The 25674-nt window shown below is 66.9% G+C and carries 25 protein-coding genes; 10 read left to right on the top strand and 15 right to left on the bottom strand.

Features of this window, described 5'->3' with window-relative positions:
* Positions 1 to 8 precede the first annotated feature (8 nt).
* Positions 9 to 950: a nucleoside hydrolase gene (locus HNQ66_RS18895; RefSeq protein WP_184145731.1), complete on the top strand. Its 942-nt coding sequence runs from the start codon at positions 9 to 11 to the stop codon at positions 948 to 950.
* Positions 950 to 1309, top strand: coding sequence for a hypothetical protein (locus HNQ66_RS18890; protein WP_184145730.1), 360 nt, complete (start codon positions 950 to 952; stop codon positions 1307 to 1309). The genes HNQ66_RS18895 and HNQ66_RS18890 overlap by 1 nt, the downstream gene beginning before the upstream one ends.
* A gap of 135 nt (positions 1310 to 1444) precedes the next feature.
* On the opposite strand, the gene HNQ66_RS18885 is transcribed toward HNQ66_RS18890, so the two are convergent.
* The 3 genes from HNQ66_RS18885 to HNQ66_RS18875 all read right to left on the bottom strand — a co-directional run bounded on the left by HNQ66_RS18885 (position 1445) and on the right by HNQ66_RS18875 (position 6216).
* The gene (locus HNQ66_RS18885) at positions 1445 to 3787 is read right to left on the bottom strand and encodes a methyl-accepting chemotaxis protein (protein ID WP_184145729.1); all 2343 of its coding nucleotides are present in this window, start codon (positions 3785 to 3787) and stop codon (positions 1445 to 1447) included.
* 296 nt (positions 3788 to 4083) lie between these two features.
* Positions 4084 to 4983 (bottom strand): ribokinase, encoded by a 900-nt coding sequence (locus HNQ66_RS18880; RefSeq protein ID WP_184145728.1) that lies wholly within the window; start codon positions 4981 to 4983, stop codon positions 4084 to 4086.
* Between the two features lie 42 nt (positions 4984 to 5025).
* Positions 5026 to 6216, bottom strand: coding sequence for a DNA recombination protein RmuC (locus HNQ66_RS18875; protein WP_343059561.1), 1191 nt, complete (start codon positions 6214 to 6216; stop codon positions 5026 to 5028).
* A 114-nt stretch (positions 6217 to 6330) separates the two neighbouring features.
* Between HNQ66_RS18875 and def the strand changes: the two genes are divergently transcribed.
* Genes def through truA form a run of 3 tightly spaced genes read left to right on the top strand, consistent with a single transcriptional unit; the run spans position 6331 to position 8572 of the window.
* On the top strand, positions 6331 to 6855 hold the full coding sequence (gene def / locus HNQ66_RS18870; RefSeq protein WP_184145726.1) for a peptide deformylase: 525 nt from the start codon (positions 6331 to 6333) through the stop codon (positions 6853 to 6855).
* A 38-nt stretch (positions 6856 to 6893) separates the two neighbouring features.
* Positions 6894 to 7829, top strand: coding sequence for a methionyl-tRNA formyltransferase (fmt, locus tag HNQ66_RS18865; protein ID WP_184145725.1), 936 nt, complete (start codon positions 6894 to 6896; stop codon positions 7827 to 7829).
* Positions 7829 to 8572 carry a tRNA pseudouridine(38-40) synthase TruA gene (truA, locus tag HNQ66_RS18860; protein ID WP_184145724.1) on the top strand — a complete coding sequence of 248 codons (744 nt, stop codon included), beginning with the start codon at positions 7829 to 7831 and terminating at the stop codon, positions 8570 to 8572. Before fmt ends, truA begins: the two co-directional genes overlap by 1 nt.
* Before the next feature lie 7 nt (positions 8573 to 8579).
* Here the strand turns inward: truA and HNQ66_RS18855 are convergent, their stop codons facing one another.
* The 4 genes from HNQ66_RS18855 to dapD form a co-directional block, all read right to left on the bottom strand.
* Positions 8580 to 9176 carry a hypothetical protein gene (locus HNQ66_RS18855; RefSeq protein WP_184145723.1) on the bottom strand — a complete coding sequence of 199 codons (597 nt, stop codon included), beginning with the start codon at positions 9174 to 9176 and terminating at the stop codon, positions 8580 to 8582.
* Positions 9163 to 10356: a succinyl-diaminopimelate desuccinylase gene (gene dapE, locus HNQ66_RS18850; protein ID WP_184145722.1), complete on the bottom strand. Its 1194-nt coding sequence runs from the start codon at positions 10354 to 10356 to the stop codon at positions 9163 to 9165. The genes HNQ66_RS18855 and dapE overlap by 14 nt, the downstream gene beginning before the upstream one ends.
* 85 nt (positions 10357 to 10441) lie before the next feature.
* Positions 10442 to 10831 carry a DUF805 domain-containing protein gene (locus HNQ66_RS18845; RefSeq protein ID WP_184145721.1) on the bottom strand — a complete coding sequence of 130 codons (390 nt, stop codon included), beginning with the start codon at positions 10829 to 10831 and terminating at the stop codon, positions 10442 to 10444.
* A gap of 1 nt (position 10832) precedes the next feature.
* A complete protein-coding gene (dapD, locus tag HNQ66_RS18840) occupies positions 10833 to 11690 on the bottom strand; it encodes a 2,3,4,5-tetrahydropyridine-2,6-dicarboxylate N-succinyltransferase (protein WP_184145720.1) in 858 nt (285 codons plus the stop codon).
* A gap of 187 nt (positions 11691 to 11877) precedes the next feature.
* Between dapD and HNQ66_RS18835 the strand changes: the two genes are divergently transcribed.
* A complete protein-coding gene (locus tag HNQ66_RS18835; RefSeq protein WP_184145719.1) occupies positions 11878 to 12774 on the top strand; it encodes an LOG family protein in 897 nt (298 codons plus the stop codon).
* Between the two features lie 48 nt (positions 12775 to 12822).
* On the opposite strand, the gene HNQ66_RS18830 is transcribed toward HNQ66_RS18835, so the two are convergent.
* Together HNQ66_RS18830 and HNQ66_RS18825 are read right to left on the bottom strand one after the other, a co-directional pair.
* Entirely contained in the window at positions 12823 to 13770 is a 948-nt protein-coding gene (locus HNQ66_RS18830; RefSeq protein WP_184145718.1) for an EF-hand domain-containing protein, read from the bottom strand.
* A 128-nt stretch (positions 13771 to 13898) separates the two neighbouring features.
* Complete coding sequence (locus tag HNQ66_RS18825) at positions 13899 to 14594, bottom strand: pyrimidine 5'-nucleotidase (protein WP_184145717.1); 696 nt, start codon at positions 14592 to 14594, stop codon at positions 13899 to 13901.
* A 102-nt stretch (positions 14595 to 14696) separates the two neighbouring features.
* On the opposite strand from HNQ66_RS18825, the gene HNQ66_RS18820 reads away from it, so the two are divergent.
* The gene (locus HNQ66_RS18820) at positions 14697 to 15614 is read left to right on the top strand and encodes a DMT family transporter (RefSeq protein WP_184145716.1); all 918 of its coding nucleotides are present in this window, start codon (positions 14697 to 14699) and stop codon (positions 15612 to 15614) included.
* 6 nt (positions 15615 to 15620) lie between these two features.
* On the opposite strand, the gene argB is transcribed toward HNQ66_RS18820, so the two are convergent.
* A complete protein-coding gene (gene argB / locus HNQ66_RS18815) occupies positions 15621 to 16508 on the bottom strand; it encodes an acetylglutamate kinase (protein WP_184145715.1) in 888 nt (295 codons plus the stop codon).
* A 257-nt stretch (positions 16509 to 16765) separates the two neighbouring features.
* On the opposite strand from argB, the gene HNQ66_RS18810 reads away from it, so the two are divergent.
* Complete coding sequence (locus HNQ66_RS18810; protein ID WP_246434350.1) at positions 16766 to 17494, top strand: anti-sigma factor; 729 nt, start codon at positions 16766 to 16768, stop codon at positions 17492 to 17494.
* Here HNQ66_RS18810 and yihA read toward each other — a convergent pair.
* From yihA to rpmH, 5 genes are all read right to left on the bottom strand, one after another.
* Entirely contained in the window at positions 17475 to 18125 is a 651-nt protein-coding gene (yihA, locus tag HNQ66_RS18805; RefSeq protein WP_184145713.1) for a ribosome biogenesis GTP-binding protein YihA/YsxC, read from the bottom strand. The two genes, HNQ66_RS18810 and yihA, sit on opposite strands and share 20 nt — an antisense overlap.
* 53 nt (positions 18126 to 18178) lie before the next feature.
* Positions 18179 to 19090, bottom strand: coding sequence for a DMT family transporter (locus HNQ66_RS18800; RefSeq protein ID WP_184145712.1), 912 nt, complete (start codon positions 19088 to 19090; stop codon positions 18179 to 18181).
* 134 nt (positions 19091 to 19224) lie between these two features.
* On the bottom strand, positions 19225 to 21036 hold the full coding sequence (gene yidC / locus HNQ66_RS18795) for a membrane protein insertase YidC (protein WP_184145711.1): 1812 nt from the start codon (positions 21034 to 21036) through the stop codon (positions 19225 to 19227).
* A complete protein-coding gene (rnpA, locus tag HNQ66_RS18790) occupies positions 21033 to 21425 on the bottom strand; it encodes a ribonuclease P protein component (RefSeq protein ID WP_184145710.1) in 393 nt (130 codons plus the stop codon). The genes yidC and rnpA overlap by 4 nt, the downstream gene beginning before the upstream one ends.
* 32 nt (positions 21426 to 21457) lie before the next feature.
* Positions 21458 to 21595 carry a 50S ribosomal protein L34 gene (rpmH, locus tag HNQ66_RS18785; protein ID WP_184145709.1) on the bottom strand — a complete coding sequence of 46 codons (138 nt, stop codon included), beginning with the start codon at positions 21593 to 21595 and terminating at the stop codon, positions 21458 to 21460.
* Positions 21596 to 22020: 425 nt separating this feature from the next.
* Between rpmH and HNQ66_RS18780 the strand changes: the two genes are divergently transcribed.
* Positions 22021 to 24018 carry a methyl-accepting chemotaxis protein gene (locus HNQ66_RS18780; protein ID WP_184145708.1) on the top strand — a complete coding sequence of 666 codons (1998 nt, stop codon included), beginning with the start codon at positions 22021 to 22023 and terminating at the stop codon, positions 24016 to 24018.
* A 178-nt stretch (positions 24019 to 24196) separates the two neighbouring features.
* Positions 24197 to 25666: a sensor histidine kinase gene (locus tag HNQ66_RS18775; protein ID WP_184145707.1), complete on the top strand. Its 1470-nt coding sequence runs from the start codon at positions 24197 to 24199 to the stop codon at positions 25664 to 25666.
* Positions 25667 to 25674: the final 8 nt, after the last annotated feature.

Genomic DNA, 25674 nt, shown 5'->3' with positions numbered 1-25674 from the left:
GGGACGGCATGTCTGAGCCACGGAAAATCATCATCGACACGGATCCCGGCCAGGACGACGCCGCCGCGATCATGCTGGCGCTCGGCAGTCCCGAACTCGATATCCTCGGCATCACCACGGTCGCCGGCAACGTGCCGCTGGAACGCACCTCCACCAATGCCCGCATCATCCTGGAATTCTGCTCCCGGCCGGAGGTGAAGGTCTTCGCCGGCGCCGACAGGCCGATCGCCCGCCCGCTGATCACCGCCGAGCATGTGCACGGCAAGACCGGCCTCGACGGCCCGGAGCTGCACGAACCGCAGATGCCGCTTCAGGCCCAGCACGCCGTCGATTTCATCGTCGAGACGCTGAAGCGCGAGCCGGCCGGCACGGTGACGCTCTGCACGCTCGGCCCGCTCACCAACATCGCGCTCGCCCTGAAAAAGGCCCCGGAGATCGCCGGGCGCGTGCGCGAGCTCGTCATGATGGGCGGCGGCTTCTTCGAGGGCGGCAACATCACGCCGGCCGCCGAATTCAACGTCTATGTCGACCCGGAGGCGGCCGCCGCCGTCTTCAAGGCTGGCATTCCCATCGTCATGATGCCGCTCGACGTCACCCACAAGGTACTGACGCTGAAGAGCCGCGTCGAGAAACTGCGCGCCATCGGCAGCCGTCCGGCCAAGGCCCTCGTCGAAATGCTCGATTTCTTCGAGCGCTTCGACGTGGAAAAATACGGCTCCGACGGCGGCCCGCTGCATGACCCGACGGTCATCGCCTATCTCCTGAAGCCCGAGCTCTTCGCCGGGCGTAACTGCAATGTCGAGGTCGAGACGGCCTCGCCCCTTACGGTCGGCATGACGGTGGTGGACTGGTGGCAGGTCACCGGCCGCAACCACAATGCGCTGGTGATGAAGGACGTCGACGCCGACGGCTTCTTCGCGCTGCTGACCGAGCGGGTCGGGCGCCTTTGATGCGCGGGCCCCGCATCGCCGGAAAGGGCGCCGAAGCGGCCTTCCATGCGGAGATGATGGGCCTTTACGACCGTTTCTCCGCCCTCGGCTTCCGCCCGGTCCTGCTGCGCCGCTTCGTCCTGCTCAACGGTGGCGTGGCGGCGGCAAAAGAACTCGTCTTCAAGCCCGGCACCACCGGCCTCGAACGCCTGCTCGACGCCGGCAAGCCCGAGCTCTCCATGGAAGCCCTGATGCTGCGCCCCGAGTACCAGCCCCTCTTTTCCGAAGCGGAACTGAAGGAAGCCGCCCAGCGCCTCGCAAACGCCACCCGCACCCGCTCCCGCGGCCGCCTGCAGGCGCAGCCGTCGGAACGGAAGTAGCGGCGGCGGGTCGACCTCTGGCTTGACCCGAGCACCCATCAACACGGCGCATCCTATGCGCTGGCGAAGTGACAGCCCGCCAACAAAAAAGGCCGGCGTTTCCGCCGGCCTTTCCTTTTTTACCTGAGCCGTGGCTCAGAACTCTTCCCAGTCGTCCTGCGCAAGCGCCGTGTTGCCGGCGACCTGGGGTGTGGCGCGGGCGGGCGTGCGCGGGGGCTGGTAGGCGGTGCGCTGGGGCTGGACGTCGCGGCGGACGGAAGCCTGCTGCTGCACCGGCTGGGCGGTGGCCATGGCGGCGACGCCGGCGCGGAAGCGGGCGACGAGCGATTTCAGCGTCTGGGCCTCGTCGTTGAGCGCCATGGAGGCGGCGGTGGTTTCCTCCACCATCGCGGCGTTCTGCTGGGTCACCTGGTCCATCTGGTTGACGGCGGCGTTGATCTCCTTGAGGCCGACGGCCTGTTCGGAGGCCGAGGAGGAGATCTGGCGGATGAGGCCGTTGATCTGGTTGACCTGCTCGGCGATGTTCTCCAGCGCGCCGCCGGCCTTGCCGACGAGGTCGACGCCTTCGCGCACCTGCCCCTCGGAGGTGTTGATCAGCGTCTTGATCTCCTTGGCGGCGTTGGCCGAGCGCTGGGCGAGCTCGCGCACTTCCTGCGCCACGACCGCAAAGCCCTTGCCTGCTTCACCGGCACGCGCCGCTTCCACGCCGGCATTGAGGGCGAGGAGGTTCGTCTGGAAGGCGATGTCGTCGATGACGCCGATGATGTTGGAAATCTCCCGCGAGGACTGCTCGATGCCGCGCATGGCGTCGATCGCCTTCTGGACCACTTCGCCGGACTTGCTGGCGTCGTCGTTCGCCGTCTCCACGGATTTCGCGGCGACGCGGGCGTTCTCCGCGCTGGAATTGACCTGCGAGGTGAGCTGGTCGAGTGCCGCCGCGGTCTCTTCGAGGCTTGCCGCCTGCTGCTCGGTGCGGTGCGACAGGTCGGCCGCGCCCTTGGAGATCTCCCCGGTGCCGCCGCCGATATTGCCGACCGAGGCGTTGACCGTCTGGATCGTCTCCTCGAGGCTGGCGATGGCCGAGTTGAAGTCGGTCTTCAGCTTGCCGTATTCGCCCGGGAAATCGCCGGAAAGACGGAAGGTCAGGTTGCCGGAGGAAAGCTGGGCAAGGCCGTCGGCAAGGCGGGCGACGATGTCGCGCTGGAGGGCGCCCGATTCGGCCCGTTCGGCTTCCGAGCGGCTGCGCTCGGCCTCGGTCATCTGGCGCTGGCTGTTGGCCTCGGCCTCCAGACGCTTGGTGTCGGCGAGCTGGTGGCGGAAGCCTTCCAGCGCCTTGGCGACCGCGCCTGTCTCGTCCGAGCGGTCCTGGCCGGCGATGGGCTGAGTATAGATGCCGTTGCTGAGCGTGTCGACGCCGCTGACGAGGCCGGCGAGCGGCTTCTGGACGAGGAAGCGGACGGCGAAGTAGAGGCCCGCCAGCACCGTGGCAAGGACGATCAGGCCGCCGGCGATCATGATATAGGTCTGGTCGCGCACCGGCGCGTTGATCGCCGCATGCGGCACGTCGACCAGCACGACCCAGGTCGTGTTGATGTCGGGCAGCGCGAACGGATAGACGACGCGGTCGAAGGTGGCGAGCTCGTCGAAGCTCAGGTTCTCGATGCGCTCCGGCTTGCCGCTGGAGATCGCCTGCTTGACGATGTCGAGGCCGGCGCCGTCATATTCCTTCATCAGGAGTTCGGCGGTCGGCGCGACGATCCACTTGCCGGTCTGCGACAGGAGGAGGACGCGGCCCTCGCCGAACGGCCGCAGCTGGCTGAGCTTCTCGTAGAGCGTCTTCAGCGAGACGTCGACGCCGGTGACGCCGATGCGCTTGCCGCCAACCACGACGGGATAGGCGATCGAGGCCATGGTGAAGCCTTCGCCGGTCGAGCTTTCCTGGTAGGGCTGGCTCATCGCGCCCTTGCCGCTCTGGGCGGCCAGCGCATACCATTCGGCCTTGTAGTCGGACTCGAAGGTCGACAGCGCGATCGAGCCGTCCTTGCGCTTCGTCCAGTAGGGGTTGAACGAGCCGTCCTTGAAGGTGCCGGTCTCGGTGTTCTCGGAAAGCTCGCGGGACTTGCCGTCGAAGGCGTTCGGCTCCTCGGCGAACCAGCTTCCGAGCGCGAAGCTGTTCTTCTCGGCATTGGCCTTGATGATGTCGACCACTTCCTTGCGGTCGAAATGGCCGCCGGCCTGGCCTTGTTCGATGACGCCCGCCATGGAGCGCGCCGCGCTCGCAAGCTGGCCGATATCCGTCGCGACGTCGGATGCGATCGCCTTGGCCTCGGAATCGGCCTGCGCATAGACGAGCTCGGCGACGCGATCCTGGGTCTGGCTGATCAGCACGGTGTTGGAAGCGAGCATCACCAGGGCGATCGTGCCGCCGGTGACCGCGATGAGCTTCGTCGCGAGCGACTTGGCCTGGAACTTGAACATGAAATCCTCACGATGAAAGACACTCGCGGCGGACGGCCGCGAGGAGGCACATTCTTTTGCGGGGTGGTCTCCATCATGGAGGGCGGGGCGCGCGACCAGCGCCAGAGACGGGCCGCGCCCCGGAAGGGAATGCGGAAGTCTGAGGACTTCAGTAACCGATAGAATATTAATAAATAGCCAAATTAGGGAATTGGAAGTTACCCAAGCGGCTGAATTTTCAGGCCTTGCGCTGTCTGCGACGGGCCGTTTGCCGGATGCGACGCCGAGGGGCCGCGAGGGACGGCCCCTGGCGCATCCTAGATCCTGGCGTCGACGGCGCGGGCGAAGGGGATGGAGGGCTGCGCGCCCGGCTTGAGGCAGGCGAGCGAGCCGGCGACGGCCGCCCGGCGCAGCGCCTTGCCGAAGGTGAGGCCCGCATCGAGCGAGGCGGCGAGATAGCCGCAGAACGTATCGCCTGCCCCGACCGTGTCGACCGGCTCGATGGCAAGGCCCGCGGCACGGTGCACTTCGTTCTTGTGGATGGCGACGACGCCGTCCGCGCCGAGCGTCACGATGATCGTCTGCCCGCTTTCGGAATGCAGCGCCCGCATGGTCGCCTCGCGCGCTTCCGCCGAGAGCTCGCCCTTGCCGACGAAGAGGTCGAATTCCGTCTCGTTGGCCACGAGGATGTCCGCCATCGCACCGATCCGTTCGGCCTCGGCCTTGAAGGGGGCGATGTTCATGATCGAGATGACGCCCTTGGCCTTCGCGCTCGCAAGCGCGGCCTCGATGGCGGCATCGGGGATTTCGAACTGCAGCATCAGGTAGTCGCCGCGCGACATGGCCGCGACCGTGCGCCTGGCGTCCTCGTCCGTGACCGTGCCGTTGGCGCCGGGCACCACGACGATGACATTCTCGCCGTCGGCGGCGACGAGGATATGGGCGGTGCCGGTCGCCTCGGCGGCCGAGCGCACGGCGTTGAGGTCGACGGCGGCGTCGGCGAGGAGGGCGAGCGCCTGGCTTCCCATCTGGTCGTCGCCGACGGCCCCCGCCATGCGTACCATGGCTCCGGCGCGGCGGGCGGCGAGCGCCTGGTTGGCCCCCTTGCCGCCGGCGGCGGTGGTGAAGCTGGTGCCCAGCACCGTCTCGCCCGGCTTCGGCAGGCGTTCGGGCGTGGCGATGAGGTCCATGTTGATGGAGCCGAAGACGGTGATCATGAGAGCGTCCCTTGTCGTTTCCGCCGGACGATGCCCGGGCGGTCAGTCTTCGTCAACCACCCTCAGCCGCAACTGGCCCGTCCGGCTCTCGACGGCCTTCTCCGCCGGCTGCGAAAGGGGCGCGGCGGCCTCGAATTCCATGTCGCCGATGCGTGCGCCGCGCCGCGCCAGCTTCTCCGTCGAGGTGAGGATCTGCTCGACGTCCTTCTGCGCGGCGGAAAAGTGGCCGGCGAGCTTGCGCACCCGGTCGTCGAGCCGCGTCAGGTCGTCCATCAGCCGCCCGACCTCGCCCTGGATGACATGAGCCTGCTCGCGCATGCGCTGGTCCTTGAGGAGCGCCTGGAGCACCTGCACGGAGAGCATCAGCAGCGAGGGCGAGACGATGACGATGCGCGCGCGGTGCGCCCGCTGCACGACGCCCTCGAAATTCTCGTGGATGCTGGCGAAGATCGATTCCGACGGCACGAAGAGGAAGGCGGTGTCCTGCGTCTCGCCGGCGATGAGGTATTTTTCCGCGATATCGCGGATATGCACCTCCATGTCGCGGCGGAACTGCTGGGCGGCGGCCTTCGCCGCCTCGGGCGGGCGGCCGTCCGAAAGGGCGTTCCACGCCTCCAGCGGAAACTTCGCGTCGACGACGAGCGGCGGCTGGCCGTTCGGCATGCGGATCGTGCAGTCGGGCCTGACGCCGTTGGAAAGCTGCGCCTGGAACTGGTAGGCGCCCGCCGGCAGCGCGTCGGCGATGATCGTCTCCATGCGCGACTGGCCGAAGGCGCCGCGCGTCTGCTTGTTGGAGAGGATCGCCTGAAGGCCGACCACGTCCTTTGCCAGCGACTGGATGTTGGTCTGCGCCGTGTCGATCACGGCGAGGCGCTCCTGCAGGCGGCGCAGGTTCTCGTGCGTCGCGCGGGTCTGCTCGGACATCGACTGGCCGAGCCGCTGCGTCAGCCCGTCGAGCCGGGCGTTGATCGCCTGGTTGGTCTCGGACTGCTTGGCGCCGAACACCTCGGCCATGGCGGCGACGCGGCCCTGCATCTCGGTCTGCGCCCTGAGGAGTTCGGCAAAGCGCAGCTCCGCCATCGCCGCGGCCTGCCGCTGCCGGGCATGGCTGCGCCGGGCCGAGAGGAGGCCGAAGACGGCGAGAATGCCGGCCGCAAGCAATACGAAGGCCGGCAGCGGGCCGCCGAGCCGGTCGGGAAGGGAGGCGAGGAAGGCATCGGACGCGGGATCGATCATGCGGCGACCATAGCACGGATTGCGGCAAAAACCAGATCATAACGTGAACAAATCGCCGGCGAAACGGGCGAAGTCGATTGAAAGCGCCGGCAAAGCGCGCTAAGGAGGCGCATGACCATCAAGCCGCTGATTATCCTTCCCGATCCGATCCTTCGCCAGGCCTCGAAACCCATCGAGACCGTGGATGGCGAGGTCAAGAAGCTCGCCGCCGACATGCTGGAGACGATGTACGACGCGCCCGGCATCGGCCTTGCCGCCATCCAGATCGGCGTGCCGCGCCGCATGCTGGTGCTGGACGTGTCCAAGGAAGGCGACGACAAGACGCCGCTCGTCTTCATCAACCCGGAGATCGTCTCGTCCTCCGACGAGCGCTCGGTCTACGAGGAAGGCTGCCTTTCGATCCCGGATTACTATGCCGAGGTCGAGCGCCCGGCGAAGATCAAGGTCAGGCATCTCGACGCCGAGGGCCGGGAGCAGATGACGGAGGCCGACGGCCTGCTCGCGACCTGCCTCCAGCACGAGATCGACCACCTGAACGGCATCCTGTTCATCGACCATATTTCCAAGCTGAAGCGCGAAATGGTGATCCGCAAGTTCACCAAGGCGGCGAAGCTGCGCGGCAGCAAGGCGCTCTGAGGGGCCGCTGCCGCTTTCCAGATAACGGAGGCTGACCGATGGCCCTTCGCATCATCTTCATGGGCACGCCGGCCTTTTCCGTCCCGACGCTGACGGCGCTCGCAGACGCCGGCCACGAGATCGTCGCCGTCTATTCGCAGCCGCCGCGCCCGGCCGGCCGCCGCGGCCTCGAACTGGTGAAATCCCCTATCCATCAGGAAGCCGAACGGCGCGGCATCCCCGTCTTCACGCCCGTCAATTTCCGCGCCGGGGAAGACCGCGAGGCCTTCCGTGCGTTGAAGGCCGACGTCGCCGTTGTCGTCGCCTACGGCCTTCTCCTGCCGGAGGCGATCCTCACCGGCACGCGGCTCGGCTGCTATAACGGCCATGCCTCGCTGCTGCCGCGCTGGCGCGGTGCCGCGCCCATCCAGCGGGCGATCATGGCGGGCGACGGCGAGACCGGCATGATGGTCATGAAGATGGATAAGGGCCTCGATACCGGCCCCGTCGCGCTCATCCGCCGCGTGGCGATCCCGGAGGAGATGACGGCGGGCGAATTGCACGACGCGCTGATGGAAGCCGGCGGTGCGCTGATGGCCGAGGCGATGGCCAAGCTGGAAGCCGGCGACCTGCCGCTGACGCCGCAGGCCGAAGAGGGCGTCGTCTATGCCGCCAAGATCGACAAGGCCGAGACCCGCATCGATTTCTCCCGTCCTGCACGGGACGTCCACAACCATATCCGCGGCCTCTCGCCCGCGCCGGGCGCCTGGTTCGAGCTTCACGCCGCCGGCAAACCCGAGCGCGTGAAGGTGCTGGCGAGCGAGCGGGCCGACGGCGCGGCACCGGCCGGCACCGTGCTCGACGACCGCCTGACGGTCGCCTGCGGCGAGGGCGCCGTGCGGCTCCTGCGGTTGCAGAAGGCCGGCGGCAAGGCGCTCGATGCGGCCGATTTCCTGCGCGGCACGCCGGTTGCGGCCGGCGCGGTCCTTTCCTGATGCCGCGCTATCGCCTGCTGATCGAATATGACGGCACGCCCTATGTCGGCTGGCAGCGGCAGGAGAACGGCCCTTCCGTGCAGGGCGCCATCGAGGCGGCGATCCTGTCGCTGACGGGTGAGACCGTCTCGATCCGCGGCGCGGGGCGCACGGATTCCGGCGTCCACGCCATGGGGCAGGTCGCCCATGCCGACCTGTCGCGGCAATGGAAGGAACACACGCTCCGCAACGCCCTCAACGCGCATCTCGGCATGGCGGGAGAGCGGGTCGCCATTCTCGACGCGGCCGAGGTGCCGGAGGATTTCGACGCGCGCTTCTCCGCGAAGAAGCGGCACTATCTTTATCGCATCATCTCGCGCAAGGCGCCGCTGGCGCTGGAGGCGAACCGCGCGTGGTTCGTCGCCCGGGACCTCGACCACGAGGCGATGCATGCGGCAGGACAGATGCTGGTCGGCAGGCACGATTTCACCACCTTCCGCGCCGCCCAGTGCCAGGCGAACAGCCCCGTGCGCACCATCGACCGGCTGGACGTGACGCGCAGCGGCGACCTCATCGAGATCCGCGTCTCGGCGCAGAGCTTCCTGCACAACCAGATCCGCTCCTTCGCCGGTACGCTGAAGCTGGCGGGCGAGGGCAAGTGGTCGGTGGACGACGTGCGCGCGGCGCTGGAAGCGCGCGACCGCAAGGCCTGCGGCCCCGTCGCCCCGCCGGACGGCCTCTATTTCCTCGCCGTCGACTACTGAGAAAAGGTCAGCCCGGCAGCGTGCCGAGGAGGCGCTGCAATTCCTGCCCGACGATCATCGGCGGCAGCACGAAGAGCGCCGTGATGGCGGCGGAGAGCAGCGTCTGCTTGCCGAGGCACATCCACAGAAGGCGGAATTGCAGCATCACGCTCGCGCCGAAGACGGCATAGAGCAGGAGCCCTGCGAAAGGCGCCGTGGCGGGCAGGATCAGCGAGAGCGCGAAGGGGAGCGCCGCGGCGTAGGTGAAGGGCACGGAAATCCAGTTGCTCGCCGTCAGCAGGACGAGAAGATGCTTGCCGTAGCCGAGCACCGGCGCGAGCGCGGTGACGAGCGCGAGCGGCAACAGCCAGCCGAGCACGTCGATCACCAGCAGCTTGACCAGGAACACGGGGCCGGCGGCGGTGCCGGCCGGCATGCCGGCGATATAATAGAGCCGCCAGGAGGCCCAGATGACGGCGAAGGCCGGCAGGCACCAGACGAAGGACCAGAAGGAGCGGGCAAGCCCGCGCGGTGTCAGGTCCAGCCAGCCGAAGCCCTCCTGCTTCTGGCGCACGAGCAGGTAGACGCCGTTGATATAGTGCAGGACCTCGTCAAGCCACGGCATCGCCGAACCAGCGCGCGATGAAGGTCTCGTAGATCACGGTGAGCGTCTCGAGGTCGGCCACCGCCACCCTTTCGTCCACCATGTGCATGGTCTGGCCGACAAGGCCGAATTCCACCACCGGGCAATAATCCTTGATGAAGCGCGCGTCGGACGTGCCGCCGGTCGTCGACAGCTTCGGGGCAAGGCCGGTGACGGCCTCCACAGCGCCCGAAAGCGAGGAGATCAGCTGGTTGTTGCGCGTGAGGAAGACATGGCTCGGCCGCTCGGCCCACTTGATGTCGTAGCGCACGGGCGCGCGGCCGGGCCGCAGCTTCCCGTCGCGCGCTGCGGCATCGAGCCGGCGGACGATCTCGGCCATCACGGTCTCGGCCGTCCAGGTGTCGTTGAAGCGGATGTTGAAGCTGGCGCTCGCCTTGCCGGGTACGACATTGGTGGCCGGATTGCCGATGTCGATGGTCGTCACTTCGAGGTTCGACGGCTGGAAATTCTCCGTGCCGGCGTCGAAGGGCGGATGCATCAATGCGTCCGTCAGCGCGATCACGCCGCGCACGGCATTGTCGGCAAGGTGCGGATAGGCGGCGTGGCCCTGCACGCCGTGAACGGTGATGGCGCCCGAGACGGAGCCGCGCCGGCCGATCTTGATCATGTCGCCGAGCCGGTCCGGGTTGGTCGGCTCGCCGACGAGGCAGGCGTCCCAGCGCTCGCCGCGCGCGGCCGCCCATTCGAGCAGCTTGACCGTGCCGTTGACGGCCGGGCCTTCCTCGTCGCCGGTGATGAGGAAGGAAATGGAACCCTTCGGCGGGCCGTGCCGCTCGATATGCCGCGCGACGGCGGCGACGAAGCAGGCGATGCCGCCCTTCATGTCCACCGCGCCGCGGCCGAACATCTCGCCGCCGGCGATCTCCGCGCCGAAGGGCGCATGCGTCCAGGCCGCCTCGTCGCCGACGGGCACGACGTCCGTATGGCCGGCGAACATCAGGTGCGGGCCTTCCGTGCCGATGCGGGCATAGAGGTTCTCGATATCGGGCATGCCGGGTTCGCTGGCGATCATGCGCTCCACCGTGAAGCCGAGCGGCTCCAGCATGGCGGCAAGCGCCGTCAGCGCGCCGCCTTCGGCGGGCGTCACGGAGGGGCAGCGGATGAGCGTTGCGAGATTGGCGATGGGATCGGAAGAGGTCATGGATACGGGGATCGCGGCGTAAGGGACGGGAGAATCGAGGTGTAGCCGATCCCCGATGGCCTGTCACGCCGGGGAGGGGCCGGCGTCAGTCCTTCGCCCGGTCGGCAAGGCGCCCGTGGTCGTTGGGTCCGTCCGTTCCCGGCCAGAACAGCAGGGCGAGAAGCGCGAGGATGGAGACGACGGGAAAGAAGAGGCAGGCGACCAGCAGCGTCGGCAGGTTCATGTCGTGCAGCCGCTTGATCGACAGCATCAGGCAGGAGACCGTCGAGAAGAGGCCGGTGCCGATGAAGACGAAGGCCCAGAGAAGGAAGGACGGATCTTCCTTCGGCACGATCATGATGCGGGTGAACGCGGCCGACAGCAGCATCAGCCAGAAAGCCCAGCCGAGCGCGAAGGGCGCCCGACTCAGGCGGCCGGACCAGCCGAAGAAGAGCCAGGCGATATCCGGCCCGCGCTCTTCGCCGGCTGCCGCCATGTCAGTCGCGCAGCAGTTCGTTGATGCCGGTCTTCGAACGGGTCTGCGCGTCGACGCGCTTGACGATGACCGCACAGTAGAGGCTGGGGGCCGGAAGGCCGTTCGGCATGGTCTTGTCGGACGGCATGGAGCCGGCGACGACGACGGAATAGGGCGGCACTTCGCCATAGGTCACTTCGCCGGTGGCGCGGTCGACGATCTTGGTCGACTTGCCGATGAAGACGCCCATGCCGAGCACGGAGCCCTCGCGCACGATGCAGCCTTCCACGACTTCCGAGCGGGCGCCGATGAAGCAGTTGTCCTCGATGATGGTCGGGCCGGCCTGCATCGGCTCCAAGACGCCGCCGATGCCGACGCCGCCGGAAAGGTGCACATGCTTGCCGATCTGCGCGCAGGAGCCGACCGTCGCCCAGGTGTCGACCATCGTGCCCTCGCCGACATAGGCGCCGAGATTGACGAAGGAGGGCATCAGGATGGCGTTGGGCGCGATATAGGCCGAGCGGCGCACCACGCAGTTCGGCACGGCGCGGAAGCCGGCCTTCTCGAACTCGTTGACGCTCCAGCCGTCGAACTTGGAGGGCACCTTGTCCCACCAGGAGGACTCGCCGGGGCCGCCCTTGACGATCTCCATCGGGTTGAGGCGGAAGGAGAGGAGAACGGCCTTCTTGAGCCACTGGTTGACCGTCCAGTTACCGTCCTCGCCGCGCTCGGCGACGCGGGCCTTGCCGCTGTCGAGCAGGTTCAGCGCGCTCTCCACCGCGTCGCGCACTTCCCCGCGCGTTCCGGTGTTGACGCTGTCGCGTTCCTCGAAGGCGCGGTCGATGGTGGCGGACAAGGCGGACAACTGGGACGTGGTCATCGGAATTCCTTAAACTTCGAGGCTTATTTTCGATTGTCGGGATGCCGGAAGGTCGATTTCATCAATCGGAAAGATGCTCTAGAGCAAGTGCCGGGAAAGATGAAGCCCCTTTCCGGCAGATACTGTCGCACGGGCGAAATGGTAATCCCGCGGGGCAGGAAAGCAGGCCAGAAGGCAGGAAAGTGACATGGCAAGACTGAAGAAGAAGAATCTGCGCCGCAAGGACGGCGTCTGGGATCCGCTCGCCGACAGCGCGCAGGACAAGCACCGCGCCGCCGTCGTGCCGCAGACGCCGCAATCGGCAAATCCCGCCTATCGGCTTGCCTATGCCGACGACGATTTCCTCTGCCGCGAGGAGTTGCGCCCGGTGCGCCTCCAGCTCGAATTGCTGAAGGTCGAGATGATGCTGGCCGAGCGCGGCATCAAGTCCACCGTCGTCATGTTCGGCGGCGCGCGCATCCCCGCCCCCGGCCAGGAGGCCTGGGCGGCGCGCAACGAGACGCAGCGCATGAACCTGGAGGCCGCCTCGGTCTACTACGAGGAGGCGCGCAAGTTCGCCCGCATGTGCTCTGAAAAGTCGGCTGAGCTCGACTTCAAGGAATATGTCGTCGTCACCGGCGGCGGGCCGGGCGTCATGGAGGCGGGCAATCGCGGGGCGGCCGATGTCGGCGCGCCGTCGATCGGCCTCAACATCGTGCTGCCGCACGAGCAGGCGCCGAACGCCTACGTCACGCCGGAGCTCAGCTTCAACTTCCACTATTTCGCGATCCGCAAGATGCATTTCCTGCTGCGCGCCAAGGCCGTGACGGTGTTCCCGGGCGGTTTCGGCACGCTGGACGAGCTGTTCGAGACGGTGACGCTGATGCAGACCGGCCGCATGGCGCTGGTGCCGCTCATCCTGTTCGGCCGGGAATTCTGGCACAAGATCATCGACTTCGAGGCGCTGGCCGCCTTCGGCACCATCGCGCCTGGCGACGTCGAGCTGATGCAGTTCGTCGAAACGGCGGACGAGGCCTGGGACATCATCGTGAAGTTCTACGAGAACCTGGAGGCCGAGCACGCGGCGGCCGCGGCGCACGGGTAAGGCATAAAAAAACGCCCCGGCAGGACCGGGGCGTCTGCGTTGCCGGCATCATTTCTTGTGGTGTCGGCCCATTTCGTCGAGGGTGATGAAGCCGTCGCCGTTGCGGTCGCGCTTCTGGAACATGGCCGCCGCTGCGGTTTCCATCTCGGCCTTGGTCAGGATGCCGTTCCTGTCGGCGTCGGCGCGCTCGAACATGCGGCCGCCCATGCGGTCGATCCGGGCATCCCGCAGCGCCTTGCGGGCGGCGTCCCTTGCCTCGCCGTCGGTGGCCTTCACTTCACGGAACGCCTTGCGGGCATCGCGGAAGGCTTCGCGCTTCGCGTCGACCTCCGCCTTCGTCACCTCGCCGTTCCCGTCGGCATCGAGCCGCTGGAAGGTCTGCGTGGCGCGAGCCAGCATCTCGTCCTTCGAGATCTTGCCGTCCTTGTCGGTGTCGAGGCGCTGCAGCATCCCTTCGGCGCGCTTCTCGCCATGCTTGCCGTGATGCCATTTGCCCTTGCCGGCGTCGGCCGCGTCGATGGCGCCGTCCTTGTTGCTGTCGCGGCGCTCGAACATCTTCTCGGCGCTCGCCAGCACCTCGGCCTGCGAGAGCGTGCCGCTCTTGTCCGTATCGGTGCGGTCGAACATCTTTCCGGCGCCCGGCAGCCAGTAGGGACCGCCGGCGCGCAGCGCCTCGCGGGCCTTGTCCTTGTCGGCCTCGGCCGCATCGCGAACGGCCTTGCGGGCCTCCTTGAAGGCGGCGTGGCGCGCCCTGATCTCCTCCCTGGAGACCGCGCCGTTGCCGTCCGCGTCGAAGGCCTTGAAGGCGGCGGAGGCATTGGCCTTGACCTCGTCGAGCGAAACCTTGCCGTTCTTGTCGGCATCGAGCCGTTCGATCATCGCGCCGTGGCGGTGATGATGCTTGCCCTCGCCCTTGGCGGCGAAAGCCGGGACGGCGGCGCCCGAGAAAATGAGGCCGGCGGCGACGGCGCCGAGAAGAAGTTCCTTTTTAGCCATGGTCGTTCCTTTCCATCATTGTCCCTTTGAGGGGGCAGGATAGAGGGAACGCCGGCCGGCACCAGTTACAAATTGGTAATTCAACCTTTTGACAGGAAAGGGATTTTTCCGTGTCGGGATTGTGTCCGCTAGAGCAGCGCGTTGAGGAAGGCGGTGAGGTTCGACGTGGCATAGTCGATATGCTCGTCGCTCTCTGCGCGCTTTTCCCACGCGTCGGTGAACTCGTGATGCTCGTCCTGCGGCACGAGGAGGACGGTCTTCATGCCGAGCGTCTTCGGCACCACGAGGTTGCGCGGCAGGTCCTCGAACATGACGGCATGCTGCGTGTCGACCCGGTGGAGGGCCATGAACTTGTCGTAGGTCGTGCCCGCGGGCTTGGGCACATAGTCGGCCGCCACGATGTCGAAGACGTCGTCGAAATGGTGGAAGATGCCGAGCGCCTTGGCCGCCATCTCGGCATGCTTGACGCTGCCGTTGGTGAAGATGAACTTGCGGCCGGGCAGCGCCTGGATCGCCTCGCCGAGCGACAGGTCGGGCGAAAGCACGCCGTAGTCGATCGCATGGGCCTTTTCGAGGAAGTCGACGGGATCGATATGGTGATGGATCATCAGCCCCTTCAGCGTGGTGCCGTGATCGAAGTAATATTGCTTCTGCAGCGCGCGCGCGTCCTCGCGCGAGAGGCCGAGAAGGGCCGCGACATAAGCCGTCATGTTCTTGTCGATCTGGGCGAAGAGATCGACATGGTGCGGGTAGAGCGTGTTGTCGAGGTCGAAGACCCAGTCGCGCACGCTTGCGAAATCGGCTTTGTTCGGAAGTTCGGTCATGGCCCGTCTTATGGCACGGGCGCCCTGCGAGGGAAACGGAATTTTCCGTGCCGGCATCGCCGGGCGATGGATTTGCGACCGGCCCCGTGCTAGCGGGCAGGCATGGAAATCTGGGTTCTCATCACCATCGCCGCGGCCTTCCTGCAGAATGTCCGCTCCGCCATGCAGAAACACCTGAAGGGCCGCATGGGCACGACGGGCGCCACCTTCGTGCGCTTCGGCTTTGGCGTGCCCTTCGCGCTTTCCTACATGGCGATCCTCGCCTTCGTGCTGGACCGGCCGATGCCGGTGCCCGGAGCGGCCTTCTTCCTCTGGGCCGTCGTCGGCGGGCTCTCGCAGATCGCCGCGACCTTCCTGCTCGTCCACCTCTTCTCCTTCCGCAACTTCGCGGTGGGGACGGCCTATTCGCGCACCGAGCCGGCGCAGGCGGCGCTGTTCGCGCTGGTCTTCCTCGGCGAGAGGGCTTCGCCCGGAACGCTCGTCGCGATCGCCATCTCCGTCGCGGGCGTCATGATCATCTCGGTCGCCCGCAGCGTCGTGTCGCCGCGCACGCTCTTCACCTCGCTCCTCACCCGCACGGCGGGAACGGGCCTTCTGTCCGGAACCTTCTTCGGCATTTCGGCCGTCGCCTACCGTTCCGCCTCGCTGGCGCTCGCCCCGACGCTGCCGGTGCCGGATTACATGGTGCAGGCGAGCTATACGCTGGCCTTCGTGATCGTGCTCCAGACGCTGGTGATGCTCGGCTGGATCCTGATGCGCGAGCGTGCGGAACTGCCGCGCATAGCAAGCGCCTGGCGGCCGGCGCTGGTGGTCGGCTTCGTCGGCGCGACGGCCTCCTTCGGCTGGTTCATGGCCATGACGCTCCAGCAGGCGGCAGTGGTGAAGGCGCTGGCGCAGGTGGAAATGCTCTTCACCTTCGCCTCCACCGTCTTCATCTTCAAGGAGCGCATCAACCGGCTGGAGATCGCCGGCTGCGCGCTCATCGTCGTCGGCGTGCTGGCCCTCATCGCCTACGGCTGACGTGCCTTACGGCACGATCAGCGTGCCGGCGCCGTGCTCGGTGAAGATTTCGAGCAGCACGGAATGGGCGGTCTTGCCGTTGAGGATGACGACGCCCTGAACGCCCGCCTTGATGGCGTCGATGCAGGTCTCGACCTTGGGGATCATGCCGCCGGAAATCGTGCCGTCCTTGATGAGCGCGCGGGCCTCGGCGACCGAAAGCTCCTTGATGAGCTTGCCGTTCTTGTCGAGGACGCCCGGAACGTCGGTGAGGAAGAGCAGGCGCGTGGCGCTGAGCGCCCCGGCAATGGCGCCGGCGAAGGTGTCGGCGTTGATGTTGTAGGTATGGCCGTCGCGGCCCGGCGCCACCGGCGCGATGACCGGGATCATCTCGGACTTGGCGAGCAGGTCGATGAGGGTGCGGTCGACCTCCACCACCTCGCCGACGAAGCCGAGGTCGAGGATGCGCTCGATATTGCTGTCCGGGTCGACGACGGTCTTCCTGGCCTTTTCGGCGAAGACCATGTTGCCGTCCTTGCCGCACAGGCCGATCGCCCATTCGCCCGTCTGGTTGATGAGCGCGACGATCTCCTTGTTGATCGAGCCGGCAAGCACCATCTCGACGATCTCGACCGTCTTCTGGTCGGTGACGCGAAGGCCCCCCTCGAATTTCGATTCGATGCCCATCTTGGTCAGCATCGCGCCGATCTGCGGGCCGCCGCCATGCACGACGATGGGGTTGACGCCGGACTGCTTGAGAAGCGCGATGTCGCTGGCGAAGGCCTTGCCCAGTTCCGGATTGCCCATGGCATGGCCGCCGTATTTCACCACGATGGTCTTGTTCTCGTAGCGCTGCATGTAGGGCAGGGCCTGCGCGAGAAGGCGGGCTTGGGTTTCGCTTTCGGTTAGGGACATGGCGGCCTCGTGGAAATTCGTGCGGGCCTGTTTAACGCATGTTTCGTGACGATGGAATGATCCGCCGGCCACAATCGAAGAAACGGTTGGGCGCCGGATCGGTGGCGCGCGGCGCCGATGGGCGCTATGATGGGCCGCCGTGCGCATCGACCCCGTGCAAAGCCGCATCGGCATCCTTATATAGGTAGCGTGAGCCCTCGCATGGGCATTGTCCAACCGGGAAAGTGCATGAGCCGATGACGGCGTCCGACCGAGAGATGAGGCAACCCTGCTGCGACGAGGTGATCGCCGGCGAATATGTGCTGGGCGTCCTTTCCGAGGCGGAGCGGCTGAAGGTCGAGGCGCGGCTTGCCAAGGACCGCCCGTTCGCCGCCATGGTCAGCCGCTGGGCGGAGAACCTCTCGATATCCGGCGACGACGAGGCGCTGCACCTGCCGCCGGGCGCCCGTTCCTTCTTCGACAGGCCGCTTCCCCGCGCAACGCCGTGCGACGTCGTCTTTTCCGGCAGGGTCTCGGGCGGCTGCTGGCATTCGCTCGCGCTCTGGCGGGCCTTGGCGCTCGCCTCGCTTGCCGTCGCGGCCGGCCTCGCCCTTTCCGTCAGCACGCTGCTTGCGCCCCGCTCGGGCAGCGGGCGGCTCGTCGCCAACCTCGCCAGCGCCGGCACGGCGGTCGGCCTCGTCGCGCGCTATGACGAGGCGCGCGGTGCGCTGCATGTGACGCCCGTCGCCGGCGGCGCCGGCAAGAAGAAGTCTCTGGAGGTCTGGCTGAACGAGAAGGGCAAGGCGCCCGTCTCGCTCGGCGTGCTGCCGCAGACGGGCGAAGGCGAGCTGGCGGTGCCGGCGGCGCTGCGCGACCGCCTCGTCGAGGGCGCGGTGCTGTCCGTCAGCCTCGAGCCCATGGGCGGCGCGCCGGCCGGCAGCGTCAGCGGGCCGGTCATCGCCTCGGGCGCGGCGCGCGCCGAGACGATCAGCGCGCGATTGCCGTAAGGATCGCGCCGCGCAATTCCTCGAGCCCGCGGCTCTTTTCCGACGAGGTCGCCAGCACTTCCGGATAGGCGGCGGGGCGCTTGACGATCTTCAGCCGGGTTTCCTCGATGAGCCGCGGCACGCCGGCATCCTTGATCTTGTCCGTCTTCGTCAGCACGATCTGGTAGGAGACCGCTGCCTTGTCGAGCAGGGCGAAGACCTCCTCGTCGTTCTTCTTGATGCCGTGGCGGCTGTCGATCAGCACGTAGACGCGCTTCAGCGTCGAGCGGCCGCGCAGGTAGTCGAAGACGAGCTTCGTCCAGGCGTCCACCTGTTCCTTCGGCGCCTGCGCATAGCCGTATCCGGGCATGTCGACGAGCGCCATCGGCGGCAGGTCGCCTTCCGCACCGGAAAAGCCGTCCGGCACGAAATAGTTGAGCTCCTGCGTGCGGCCCGGCGTGTTCGAGGTGCGGGCAAGGCCCTTGTGGCCGACGAGCGCGTTGATCAGCGACGACTTCCCCACATTCGAGCGGCCGGCGAAGGCGATTTCCGGCGGGCCTTCCGGCGGCAGGAATTTCATGGCCGGCACGCCGCGGATGAAGATCCACGGCCGGCCGAACAGCGGCTTGTCGCCCGGTATCGTCTCGGTCATTGCGTCCTGCCTTCGTTGTCAGGCCCTTCGCTTCCGGGTTTTGGCCGGGAAAGTCAAGCGCGCCGCTGCCGCCAGAGCTCGGCGCCGAGGTAGAGAAGCAGCGCCGCAAGCACGATGGCGCCGCCGAGGACGGTGCGCGCGCCGGGGATCTCGCCGTGGAAGATCGCCGCCCAGAGCGGTGCCAGCACGGGCTCGGCCGTGCCGAGGAGCGCGGCGAGTGCGGAGGGGACGAGCCGCGCGCCGGTGACGAAGAGCGCAAGGCCGAGGCCGAAATTGAGCGCGCCGAAGATGACGAGGACGAAGAGTTCCTGGCCCGTGACGGCAAAGCCGGACGCCTGGATCGCCGCCACGGTGCCTGCGATCACCGTGCCGAGGAAGACGGCGGGCGTCATGCGCACATGGGCGAAGCGCCGGGTGATGATCGTCGCGGCGGCGAAGACGAAGGCGATCAGCATGGCGAGCGCGTCGCCGACCATCGAGACGCGCCCGCCGAGCGATTCCGAGACCATGATGGCGACGCCGCCGATCACCGCGGCGATGGCAAGCCACGTCTGGCCGGAAATCCTCTCGCGAAAGAGCAGCCAGGCCATCAGCGCGGCGATCAGCGGCACGCCGGCCTGGATCAGCACCACGTTGGCGACGGTCGTATAGGCGAGCGCCAGGATGAAGGAGGTGGAGGCGGTGGCGAAGCAGGCGCCGACGGCGATCCCGGCAAGTCCCATGCCGGCGAAGAGGCGCACCGTGCCGCGCGGCCCGTCGCGTAGCAGCATGAAGCCGAGCAGGAAGAGGGCGGCGAAGAGCGAGCGCCAGAAGACGACCGTCCAGCCGTCCTCGATGGAAAGGAAGCGCGCCAGCGTGCCGCCGAAGCTCCAGACGACGGCGGAGCCGAGCACGAGGGCCGCGCCGTAGCCCTGCCCCCGGCTGTCCGGAAGGGTGGGCGTGGCCGGAAGCGTGGAAGCGGACATGGGGCGCTCGGAAAACGGAGTTGGCGCAGCATGCCATCCGCAGGTCCCCGCCGCTTCCGCGCCAGCGACGGGCCGATGTCGCAAAAGAAAACCCCGGCGCAGGGCCGGGGTTCTCTATCCTGTCCGGCGAAGCGTCAGGATGGCTTGGGTTTCTTGCCGAAGAGGTTCTTCAGGTTGTTGAAGAGCTCGATCTTCACGCCGTGGCGCTTCATGATGACCGCCTGCTGGGTGATCGAGAGCGTGTTGTTCCAGGCCCAGTAGATCACGAGGCCGGCCGGGAAGGCCGCCAGCATGAAGGTGAAGACGATCGGCATCCAGGTGAAGATCATCGCCTGGGTCGGGTCTGGCGGCGTCGGGTTCATGCGCATCTGCAGGAACATGGTGACACCCATGATGAGCGGCCAGACGCCGATCATCAGGAAGTGCGGCACGTCGTAGGGCAGGAGGCCGAACAGGTTGAAGAGCGACGTCGGGTCGGGCGCGGAAAGGTCGCGGATCCAGCCGAAGAACGGCGCATGGCGCATCTCGATCGTGACGTAGATGACCTTGTAGAGCGCGAAGAACACGGGGACCTGGAGAAGGACCGGCCAGCAGCCGGCGATGGGGTTGATCTTCTCCTCCTTGTAGAGCTGCATCATCGCCTGCTGCAGCCCCATGCGGTCGTCGCCGAACTTGGCCTTCAGCTCCTCCATCTTCGGCTGCACCTTCTTCATGTTCGCCATGGAGGCGTACTGCTTGCTGGCAAGCGGGAAGAAGAGGGCCTTGACGACGATCGTGGTGATGAGGATCGCGATGCCGAAATTGCCGAAATAGCGGAAGAAGAAGTCCATAAGCTGGAACATCGGCTTGGTGAAGAACCAGAACCAGCCCCAGTCGATCATCAGGTCGAAATGCGGGATGGAATAGGAGGTCTTGTACTGGTCGATGATCGGCACTTCCTTGGCGCCGCCGAAGAACAGGTTCTTGACGTCGGTCGTCTGGCCCGGGGCGAGCGTGATGTCGTCCTGGCGATAGTCCGCCTGGTAGCGCGGCCGGCCGTCCTGGAAGTAGGAGAAGCGCGTCTCGTAGGGGCTCGTCTGCGGCGGCACGAGCGCGGTCGCCCAGTACTTGTCGGTGATGCCGAGCCAGCCGCCGGTCGCCTTGCCGGGCGCGACGGTCGTTTCCTTCTCGGTGTCCTTGTACTTGACTTCCTGCAGGCCGAGGTCGCCGAGCACGCCGATGAAGCCTTCGTGCAGCACGTAGGTGGTGGGATCGGTCGACTTGAAGAAGCGTGTGGAACGGCCGTAGGGCGACAGCGCGATCGCCGTCTGCGAACGGTTCTCGATGCTGTCGTCAATCGTGAACATGTAGTGCTCGTCGACCGAGATCGTGCGGGTGAAGGTGACGCCCTTGTCGTTGGTGTAGGTGAGCTTGACCGGCGTCGTCTGCGTGAGCTTGCCGGTGCCTTCCTGCGTCCAGACGGTCTGCGGGCCGGGAACCTGGCCGGCTTCCTCGTTGCCGACATAGCCGAGTTCGGCGAAGTAGCCGTGCTCGGTCTCGGCGGGGCTCAGCAGCGTGATGATCGGGCTCGTCTTGTCGACGGTCTCGTGGAAGCCCTTCAGCTTCAGGTCGTCGAAGCGGGCGCCCGTCAGGTTGATGGAGCCGGCAAGGGAGGGCGTGTCGATCTCGACGCGGGCGGACTTGGCAAGCGCGGCCTCGCGCGTCTCGGTCGTCGCGCCGGCGCCGGCCGGCAGCGTGCCGCTCGCCGTGCCCGTCGTCGTGGTGGTGGTCGTGGTCGCCGTGTCGCCGGCGGCGGTCGTCGTCTGCTGCGTCTGGGCGGCCTGCTGGGCCTCCAGCGCGGCGCGATCCTTCTCCAGCTTGGGGTTCACGTAGAGGAACTGCCAGGCGATGAGGATCAGCACGGAAAGCGCGATCGCCACGAAGTAATTGCGGTTTTTTTCCATCATTCTTTCCCGGGAGCAGCAGGGCGCTGCTGCTGCTTCTGTTTGCTACCTGCCGCGATCCTGTCGTTGAGACCGGCTACCAGCTTGTCGAAGGACGCGCCGAGCACGTCCCGTCTGGCGACAACCACATAGTCGTGTCCGGGCTGCATTGCAAACCCGGCCGACAGCCGCACCGCCTCTTTCAGGCGCCGGCGCATGCGATTGCGTTCCACGGCGTTGCCGTGCTTCTTGGTGACGGTGAAGCCGACGCGAGGCGGTTCCTCCGGCATCTGCCGGTCGCGCACTTCGAGAAGGAACAGCGGTCCCTTGCGTCTCTCGCCCTCGCGCACAAAAAGAAACTGCGGACGGCTTTTCAGCCGTCCGACAGCAGGTTTTTCAACAGGTTTGGTCATTTGCCCGCCGCCTCTGTTCGGGCAAGCCGGCCTTAGGCCGACAGACGCGCGCGGCCGCGGGCGCGGCGTGCGGAAAGAACCTTGCGGCCGCCCTTCGTTGCCATGCGGGCGCGGAAGCCGTGGCGGCGCTTGCGGACGAGTTTGGAAGGCTGGTAGGTACGCTTCGTCATTTATTTAATACCGCGGTGTGCGGCCCTTCTTGGGTTTGCGTTTAAGCAAGAGCGTTGAAAGTCCGGCATAGCCCTGCCTTCGCGGGGAAGGCGGGCTTTCCGGACGTGCGCGGCTTATAAGGGCAAAGACGGCCGAAAGTCAATCGCACCCGCCCCCACCGCGTCGCCGCCGTCACAATCGTTAACGCGCCCGCGCGCCGCGCGCCGGCCGCTGCCGGGCGGGGCCAATACCTGCTTCACGTAAGGTAAGGACAAGACCTTGAATTTCTACGGGTTCTGCCGGGCGAGGAAAATTAGAGAAAAAGCATATGCTTGGCCGCGTCACGAACCCGTCAAAATCTAATTAACTTTTAGCATTTACCTTTCTACCCGAAGGCGAATGGCTGGGCCGTTTCGCCACCTCTTTCCTGCCTTTGGAGTGCGACGTGAAGATACGCGGCAAGATTTACCTCATCGTGGGCGTCATGGGCCTCATTTCCGTCCTCATCGGCGGCATCGCCGTCCATGTGGTCTCGGAATACAGCGAGAAGCTGCGTCTTTACGAGAATGCCGCAGACCGCGCCTTCCTCGGCGAGCACCTCAACCGGCAGGTCACGGCCGTGGTCATGGAAGCGCGGGGCGTCTATGCCTCCAAGGACACCGCGGGCGCCGCCAAGTTCGCCGAAGGCATCGGCAAGGAGCTCGACGGCATCGACCGCACGCTGAACGAATGGCGTCCGCTGGTGCCGGAAGCGCAAAAGGCCGCCTTCGACGCCGTCGTCGCCCGCGCCGCCGAATTCCGCACCTTCCGTGCGGAGACCGCGCGTCTCGGCACGGAGGTTTCCCCGGCCGCCGCCAACGAACAGGGCAACAACGAGGGCAACCGCGCCAACCGCAAGGCCTTCCAGAAGGAGATCGATGCCGTCGTGGCGACGGACAACGAGAACCTGACGGCGATCCGGGCGGACGTCGCCGCCTTCGAGACGACGATGCTGATGCTGGTGCTCGGCACGATCGGCGCCGGCCTCGTGCTCGGCGGCGGCATTGCCTTCTACATCGCCACCAACGAGCTCAGCCGCCCGATCCGGAACGTCACCGACACGATGAAGCGGCTTGCCGGCGGCGATCTCGATACGGAAGTGCCCTATGCCGGCCGCAAGGACGAGATCGGCGAGATGGCCGAGGCCGTCGCCGTCTTCCGCCAGAACGCCATCACCGTGCGCGACCTCAATGCCCAGGAGCAGATCCTGCGTGAGAAGAGCGCGGACCTGCAGTCCTCCATCGCGACCGTCGTGCATGCCGCCGCCGCCGGCGACTTCTCCTCGCGCATCGCCAAGGACTACCAGAACGAGGACCTCAACCGCTTCGCCCGCTCCGTCAACGAGCTCGTCGCCGGCGTCGAGGAAGGCATTGCCGAAACCCGCCGCGTGATCGGCGCGCTCGCCGAGGGCGACCTGACGCAGACCATGGACGGCAACTTCCGCGGCGCCTTCGCCGAATTGCAGCAGAACGTCAACACGACGCTCGCCACGCTCCAGCGCACGATGCGCGAGGTGCGCGCCTCGACGGATGCGATCAACGCCAATTCCGGCGAGCTGCGCACCGCCTCCGACGACCTTTCCAAGCGCACCGAGCAGCAGGCCGCCGCCCTCGAGGAGACCTCCGCCGCGCTGGAGGAGATCACCGCCGCCGTCAAGAACTCGACGGAACGGGCAAACGAGGCGAGCGTCATGGTGGGCGAGGCGACGCAGAGCGCCACCCAGTCCGGCGCCATCGTGCGCAACGCTATCGACGCCATGGGCCGCATCGAGCAGGCCTCCAGCGAGATCAGCCAGATCATCTCGGTGATCGACGAGATCGCCTTCCAGACGAACCTTCTCGCGCTGAACGCCGGCGTGGAAGCGGCGCGTGCCGGGGAAGCCGGCAAGGGCTTCGCCGTCGTCGCCCAAGAAGTGCGCGAGCTCGCCCAGCGGGCCGCCAGCGCCGCCAAGGACATCAAGGGCCTCATCACCAAGTCGGGCAGCGAGGTCTCGGTCGGCGTCAAGTACGTGCAGGAGACGGGGGCGGCGCTTTCCGACATCGAAGGCCGCGTCGTCACCATCAACGACCGCATCCACGCGATCGCCACGGCCGCGCGCGAACAGGCGACGGGACTCCAGGAAATCAGCACCGCCATCAACCAGATGGACCAGGTGACCCAGCACAACGCGGCGATGGTCGAGGAGACCTCGGCGGCCACCCACAAGCTGAAGGGCGAGGCCGACGGGCTTGCCGATCTCGTCGCGCGCTTCCGCACCGGCGAGGCCGTCCAGCGCGTCGCGGCGGTGCGGGCGGAGACCCGCCCGGTCGAATCGCCCGCCCGCCGCATGATGGGCAATGTCGCCCGCGCCTTCGGCGGCGGCGGTTCCGCCGCGGCGGCGCAGGAGAACTGGGAAGAATTCTGAGAAGAGCCGGGATTCGCGGATATGGCGCGGCGATCGGAGGACCGCCGCGTTTTCGTTTTGCGTAGCTTTTTGCGGGCGCGTTGGAAAATTTGCCGCAATCTCCTATAATTGGCCGTCGGCTGTGGCCGAGGGCGTCCGCTACCGGGCGCCGCGATGCGGTATGTCCGGGAGTTGAACGATGATGGACAGAGACGCGACGCCGTCCTTGACCGAGACGCCGGTGCCGGCGGTCGGTTTCCTGTCCGGCCTTTCGGGCAAGCTGCTGCTGCTCACCGCCGTCTTCGTGATGATCGCCGAAGTGCTGATCTTCGTGCCCTCGGTCGCGAACATGCGGCTGATGTGGCTGCGCGACCGGCTGAACACGGCCGCCGCCGCCAGCGTCGTCATCGAGGGCCTTCCCGACCAGGAACTGCCGCGCCCCGTGCAGGAGGAGACGCTGCTGGCGACCGGCACGAAGGCGATCGTGCTGAAGAAGGCCGACGCCTCGCGCATGGTCGCCGCCGTCGACATGCCGCCGAGCGTCGATGCGCAATACGACCTTTCCGACGTCTCGCTGCCCACCTCGATCTACGATGCCTTCGACACGCTGCTCTTCGGCGGCGACCGCGTCATCCGCGTCTATGGCCCGGTCGGCGAGACGACGACGCGCATCGAACTGCTGCTCGACGAAGGCCCGCTCCGGCGTGCCATGCTGCGCTATGCGCGCAACATCTTCATCATCTCCATGGTCATCTCGCTGATCACGGCAAGCCCGATCTTCTTCGCGCTCAACCGGCTGCTGATCCGCCCCATCCGCGGCATGACCGCCAATATCCGGCAATTCGCCGCCGACCCGTCCAATCCGGCGCGCGTGCTGGAGCCTTCGGGCGGGCGCGACGAGATCGCCGTCGCCGGCGTCCACCTCGCCGCCATGCAGCAGACGCTGCAGCGCACGCTGAAGGAGCAGAAGAACCTCGCCGATCTCGGCCTTGCCGTCTCCAAGATCAACCATGACATGCGCAACATCCTTTCCTCGGCCCAGTTGATGTCCGACCGCCTGTCGGATGTCGACGACCCGGTGGTCAAGCGCGTCGCGCCGAAGCTCCTGCGCAGCATCGACCGGGCGGTGGGCTATACCAACGAGGTGCTGTCCTACGGGCGGATGCGCGAGCCTGAGCCGCGCCGCCGGTTCGTCGCCCTCCATCCGCTGGTGCAGGAGGTCTCCGAGGTGCTGTCGCTCGATGCGCGCGGCGATATCGCCTTCGTCGCGCAGATCGAGCCGGGGCTGGAGGTCGATGCCGACGGCGAGCAGCTCTTCCGCGTCATCCACAATCTCTGCCGCAATGCCGTCGAGGCGCTCGCGCAGGACCCCGGCATCGAGCGGCGCACCGTGCTGGTGAGCGGGCTTCGCACCGGCAGCGTCGTGTCCATCGCCATCGAGGACAATGGCCCCGGCATGCCGGAAAAGGCGCGGGAAAACCTCTTCGCCGCCTTCCGCGGCTCGGTGCGTTCCGGCGGCACGGGCCTCGGCCTTGCCATCGCCCGCGAACTGGTGCTTGCCCATGGCGGCACGATCGCGCTGGTGGAAAAGGTAACGCCCGGCACGCTCTTCCGCATCGAGCTGCCCGACCGTCCCGTCCCGCTCGACGCCTTCCGCCACCGCGCCTGACCTTCCGG

The sequence above is a fragment of the Shinella fusca genome, assembly GCF_014203155.1.
In the GTDB taxonomy this organism is placed as follows: domain Bacteria; phylum Pseudomonadota; class Alphaproteobacteria; order Rhizobiales; family Rhizobiaceae; genus Shinella; species Shinella fusca.
This window is presented reverse-complemented; position numbering and strand designations above follow the sequence as displayed.

Coding starts and splice junctions, on each gene's coding strand:
- HNQ66_RS18820 (WP_184145716.1), top strand. CDS start 14,697: ATGGAAATCTGGGTTCTCATCACCATCGCCGCGGCCTTCCTGCAGAAT.
- argB (WP_184145715.1), bottom strand. CDS start 16,508: ATGTCCCTAACCGAAAGCGAAACCCAAGCCCGCCTTCTCGCGCAGGCC.
- yidC (WP_184145711.1), bottom strand. CDS start 21,036: ATGATGGAAAAAAACCGCAATTACTTCGTGGCGATCGCGCTTTCCGTG.
- HNQ66_RS18810 (WP_246434350.1), top strand. CDS start 16,766: ATGAGGCAACCCTGCTGCGACGAGGTGATCGCCGGCGAATATGTGCTG.
- HNQ66_RS18775 (WP_184145707.1), top strand. CDS start 24,197: ATGATGGACAGAGACGCGACGCCGTCCTTGACCGAGACGCCGGTGCCG.
- rnpA (WP_184145710.1), bottom strand. CDS start 21,425: ATGACCAAACCTGTTGAAAAACCTGCTGTCGGACGGCTGAAAAGCCGT.
- HNQ66_RS18845 (WP_184145721.1), bottom strand. CDS start 10,831: ATGGCGGCAGCCGGCGAAGAGCGCGGGCCGGATATCGCCTGGCTCTTC.
- dapE (WP_184145722.1), bottom strand. CDS start 10,356: ATGACCTCTTCCGATCCCATCGCCAATCTCGCAACGCTCATCCGCTGC.
- HNQ66_RS18880 (WP_184145728.1), bottom strand. CDS start 4,983: ATGATCACCGTCTTCGGCTCCATCAACATGGACCTCATCGCCACGCCC.
- HNQ66_RS18800 (WP_184145712.1), bottom strand. CDS start 19,090: ATGTCCGCTTCCACGCTTCCGGCCACGCCCACCCTTCCGGACAGCCGG.
- HNQ66_RS18855 (WP_184145723.1), bottom strand. CDS start 9,176: ATGCCGTGGCTTGACGAGGTCCTGCACTATATCAACGGCGTCTACCTG.
- HNQ66_RS18825 (WP_184145717.1), bottom strand. CDS start 14,594: ATGACCGAACTTCCGAACAAAGCCGATTTCGCAAGCGTGCGCGACTGG.
- HNQ66_RS18885 (WP_184145729.1), bottom strand. CDS start 3,787: ATGTTCAAGTTCCAGGCCAAGTCGCTCGCGACGAAGCTCATCGCGGTC.
- HNQ66_RS18830 (WP_184145718.1), bottom strand. CDS start 13,770: ATGGCTAAAAAGGAACTTCTTCTCGGCGCCGTCGCCGCCGGCCTCATT.
- def (WP_184145726.1), top strand. CDS start 6,331: ATGACCATCAAGCCGCTGATTATCCTTCCCGATCCGATCCTTCGCCAG.
- HNQ66_RS18895 (WP_184145731.1), top strand. CDS start 9: ATGTCTGAGCCACGGAAAATCATCATCGACACGGATCCCGGCCAGGAC.
- yihA (WP_184145713.1), bottom strand. CDS start 18,125: ATGACCGAGACGATACCGGGCGACAAGCCGCTGTTCGGCCGGCCGTGG.
- fmt (WP_184145725.1), top strand. CDS start 6,894: ATGGCCCTTCGCATCATCTTCATGGGCACGCCGGCCTTTTCCGTCCCG.
- dapD (WP_184145720.1), bottom strand. CDS start 11,690: ATGACCACGTCCCAGTTGTCCGCCTTGTCCGCCACCATCGACCGCGCC.
- truA (WP_184145724.1), top strand. CDS start 7,829: ATGCCGCGCTATCGCCTGCTGATCGAATATGACGGCACGCCCTATGTC.
- HNQ66_RS18835 (WP_184145719.1), top strand. CDS start 11,878: ATGGCAAGACTGAAGAAGAAGAATCTGCGCCGCAAGGACGGCGTCTGG.
- rpmH (WP_184145709.1), bottom strand. CDS start 21,595: ATGACGAAGCGTACCTACCAGCCTTCCAAACTCGTCCGCAAGCGCCGC.
- HNQ66_RS18890 (WP_184145730.1), top strand. CDS start 950: ATGCGCGGGCCCCGCATCGCCGGAAAGGGCGCCGAAGCGGCCTTCCAT.